Origin of the sequence: Streptomyces sp. NPDC091387 (genome assembly GCF_044756945.1) — a bacterium.
In the GTDB taxonomy this organism is placed as follows: Bacteria; Actinomycetota; Actinomycetes; order Streptomycetales; family Streptomycetaceae; genus Streptomyces.
In genome coordinates this window covers 1-4440 of the sequence record NZ_JBIVTZ010000047.1, presented here as the reverse complement: position 1 = coordinate 4440, position 4440 = coordinate 1, and the positions used below count along the sequence as shown (strand labels likewise).

The window sequence follows — 4440 nt, the reverse complement described above, 5'->3', positions numbered from 1 at the left end:
ACCAGCCGACACCAACGGCCGCCACACCACCTCATGCAACCCACCACCCACACCCGAACCCACACCACTCAACTGCTCCACCGACACCGGACGGAGCGTCAGTCCGTCGACCGAGAGGACCGGTGCTCCGGACGCGTCAGCCATCGCCATGGACACGGTGTCGTCGCCGGCCCCGGTGAGGCGTACGCGCAGCGCGGTCGGACCGGAAGCGAACAGGCGGACCCCCTCCCAGAAGAAGGGGAGCGCGGGACGGTCGTCCCCCGCCGAGTCCGATTCGAGCTCGGCAGCACGGAGGCCGAGGGCGTGCATGGTGGAGTCGAGAAGCGCGGGGTGCAGCCCGAACCGCTTGGCGTCCGCGTGTACGGAGTCGTCGAGTTCGACCTCCGCGAAGATCTCCTCTCCGGCGATCCAGGCCGCCTTGAGCCCTTGGAAGACGGGGCCGTATCCGTAGCCACGCTCGGACAGGAGGTCGTACATGTCGGCGACGTCCACCCGGTCCGCGCCCGGCGGGGGCCATTCGGTGAGGTCGAAGGCCGGCGCCGGCTCACCCGCACCCGCACCCAGCACACCGTCCGCGTGCAACACCCACCCCGCACCCACGCCCTCGCTCTCCCGACGCGAATGCACCCGCACCGAACGACACCCAACCTCGTCCGGACCACCCACCACCACCTGCAACGCCACCCCACCACGCTCCGGAACAACCAACGGCGCCCGCAACGTCAACTCCTCCACCACCCCACAACCCACCTCATCAGCAGCCCGCACCACCAACTCCACAAACGCAGCCCCCGGCAACAACACCGACCCCAACACCACGTGATCCGACAACCACCCCATCCCCTCCACCGACAACCGACCCGTCAACACCACACCACCCGAATCCGGCAACGCCACCGCCGCACCCAACACCGGATGATCAACCACCACCTGACCCAAACCACCAGCATCACCACCCCCCACACACTCCAACCAGAACCGCTCACGCTGAAACGCATACGTCGGCAGATCAATGCGCTGAGCCCCCGAACCCTCAAAGAACCGCAACCAGTCCACAGACACACCCGCCACATGCAACCGACCCAACGCCCCGACAGCCGCAGCCACCTCCGGACGCCCCTTACGCACCAACGAAACGAACAACGCCGACTCCGCATCCAACGACTGCTGCGCCATCCCACTCAGCACACCGTCCGGACCCAGCTCGATGTAGGACGTCACACCGCGCGACACGACGAACGACACCGCGTCCGCGAACCGCACCGCCTCCCGCACATGCCGCACCCAGTAAGCCGGCGTCGCGACCTCCTGCGACACCTCGCCCGTCACGTTCGACACCACCGGAACGGACGGGGCGGTGAACGACAGCCCGGCCACCACCGCGCCGAACTCCGCCAACATTGGCTCCATCAACGGCGAATGGAAGGCGTGGGAGACGCGCAGCACACTCGTGCGGCGCCCCTGCTCCTCGAACGTCGCGACCAGACCGTGAACCGCCGCCTCCGTACCCGAGACGACCACCGCACGCGGCCCGTTCACCGCAGCCAGCGCGACCCCGTCGTTCAGCAGCGGAAGCACCTCGGCCTCCGTCGCCTCCACCGCCACCATCGACCCACCGGCGGGAAGCGCCTGCATCAACCGACCACGCGCCACCACCAGCTCAGCCGCATCACTCAGCGACAACACACCCGAGACGTGCGCCGCCGCGATCTCACCCACCGAATGGCCCACCAAGAAGTCCGGACGCACCCCCCACGACTCCACCAGGCGGAACAGGGCCGTCTCGACCGCGAACAGGCCGGCCTGGGCGAACATCGTCCCGTTCAACAGGTCGGCGTCCTCACCCCACACCACCTCACGCAACGAACGACCCAACCGAGCATCCAGCTCCACCAGCACCGCGTCGAACGCCTCCGCGAATACAGGGAACGCCTCGTACAGCTCCCGGCCCATACCGAGCCGCTGCGCACCCTGACCCGTGAACAGGAAGGCCGTAGCACCAGCCGGACGCACCGATCCCCGTACCACCGAGGCCGACACCTCGCCCTCAGACAGCGCCGTCAGGCCTCGTACCAGCTCCTCACGATCCGAAGCCGCGACCACCGCACGGTGCTCCAGCACCGCACGCGACACCACCGACGAGAAACCCACATCCAGCAATGAGACAGAAGCGTCCATGCCCGCCAGAAGCTTCGCCGCCTGCCCCGCCAGCCCCGCCTCACTCCGCGCCGACAACACCACCGGCACCAACGGCACCTCGACCGACGAAACCACCGCAGGAGCCTCCACCACCGGAGCCTGCTCCACGATCACATGCGCGTTCGTCCCACTCAGCCCGAACGACGACACACCCACCCGACGCGGACGATCCCGCTCCGGCCACACCCGCGACTCCGTCAACAACTCCACCGCACCCGCAGCCCAATCCACCTGCGGCGTCGGCACATCCACATGCAACGTCCTCGGCAACACGCCGTGCCGAATCGCCTGCACCGCCTTGATCACACCACCCACACCCGCAGCCGCCTGCGCATGACCCAGATTCGACTTCAACGAACCCAACCACAACGGATCACCCTCCGCCCGACCCTGCCCATACGTCGCGAGGAGCGCCTGCGCCTCGATCGGGTCACCGAGCCTGGTCCCGGTACCGTGCGCCTCCACCAGATCAACATCGGCGGACGACAGCCCGGCGTTCTCCAGTGCCGCGCGGATCACCCGCTGCTGCGACGGACCGTTCGGAGCCGTCAGCCCGTTACTCGCACCGTCCTGGTTCACCGCACTGCCCCGCACCACCGCCAGCACGTCATGCCCCAGCCGCCGGGCATCCGAGAGACGCTCGACCAGCAGAACACCGACACCCTCGGACCACGCGGCACCGTCCGCGGCACCCGCGAACGACTTGCACCGACCATCCTTCGCCAACCCACGCTGCCGACTGAACTCGACGAACATGTCCGGGGTGGACATCACGGCCACGCCGCCCGCCAGCGCCATCGAGCACTCACCCGACCGCAGCGCCTGTGCTGCCAGGTGCAACGCCACCAGCGACGACGAACACGCCGTGTCGATCGTGAGGGACGGCCCCTCAAGGCCCAGCGTGTAGGAGATGCGGCCGGACACCAGGCTGCCGCCCGTGGTCGCGGCGGCCTCCGTCCCCTGGCCGTAGTCGTGGTACATCAGGCCGGCGAAGACGCCCGTCCTGGTCCCCTTCAGGGAGCGGGGATCGATGGCCGCACGTTCGAGGGCTTCCCACGACGCCTCCAGCAGCAGGCGCTGCTGGGGATCCATGATCAGGGCCTCGTTCGGGCTGATGCCGAAGAAAGCCGGGTCGAAGTCTCCCGCGTCGTAGAGGAACCCGCCCTCGTTCGCGTAGGTCTTGCCCGGGACTCCCGGCTCGGGGTCGTACACGCCCTCGATGTCCCAGCCCCGGTCGAGCGGGAACCCCGACACCGCGTCGCGGCCGGCGTCGACCAGATCCCACAGGTCCTCGGGCGAGGTCACTCCGCCCGGGTAGCGGCAGGCCATGCCCACGATGACGATCGGCTCGTCGTCCAGGTCGCGCACGGCGGGGCTGCTGCTCGGCCGCTCCGCCTCCCGCACCCCGCTTCCGTCGAGTTCGCCGTCGATGTACCCCGCCACGGCTCGTGAGGTCGGATAGTCGAAGACCAGCGTGGCGGGGAGCCGGAGCCCGGTCGTCAGGTTGAGTACGTTGCGGAGTTCCACCGCGCTGAGCGAGTCGAAGCCGAGCTCCTGGAAGGGCCGGTCCGCCTCGATCGCCTGGGCCGACGCGTGGCCCAGCACCTTGGCCACGCGGTCACGGACCATCTCCAGCACCTTGCGTGCCCGCTCGTCGGCGGCGAGACCGGCCAGGCCGCGCGCCAGTTCCTGTCCGTCTCCGGCCCCGGCGCCGGCCACAGCGCGTGCGGCGGGTCGCCTGGTGGTGGGGACGAGGTCGCGCAGGAGTGCGGGGATGGTGTCGGTACGGGTACGGAGTGCGGCGACATCGATCGGGAGGGGCACCAGGGCGGCCCGGCCCGAGGCGAGACCCGCGTCGAACAACGCGAGACCCTGCTCCGGCTGCAACGCCGGGAGCCCCTGACGCCTCATCCGCTCAAGATCCGCCTCACCCAGCCACTCACCCATCCCCGCACCCGCCCAGAGCCCGTAGGCGAGTGACGTCGCCGGCAGCCCTTCCGCGTGGCGGTGTACCGCGAGCGCGTCCAGGAACACGTTCGCCGCCGCGTAATTCGCCTGCCCCGCCGCCAGCACAGAACCACCCGCCGACGAGAACATCACGAAAAACGCCAACCCGAGATCCCGCGTCAGCTCATGCAAATACCAAGCCCCATCAGCCTTCGCACCCAACACCCGATCCAGCCGAGCCCCATCCATCGACCCAACCAACCCGTTATCACCCGCACCAGCCGCATGCACCAC

1 protein-coding gene is annotated in these 4440 nt (G+C 69.0%); it reads right to left on the bottom strand.

Translation table 11 applies throughout. The annotated features are described in order from the left end of the window. A partial coding sequence (locus ACIQM0_RS39270; protein ID WP_401296035.1) for a beta-ketoacyl synthase N-terminal-like domain-containing protein occupies nt 1–4437 on the bottom strand: 4437 nt, incomplete at its 3' end. Nucleotides 4438–4440: the final 3 nt, after the last annotated feature.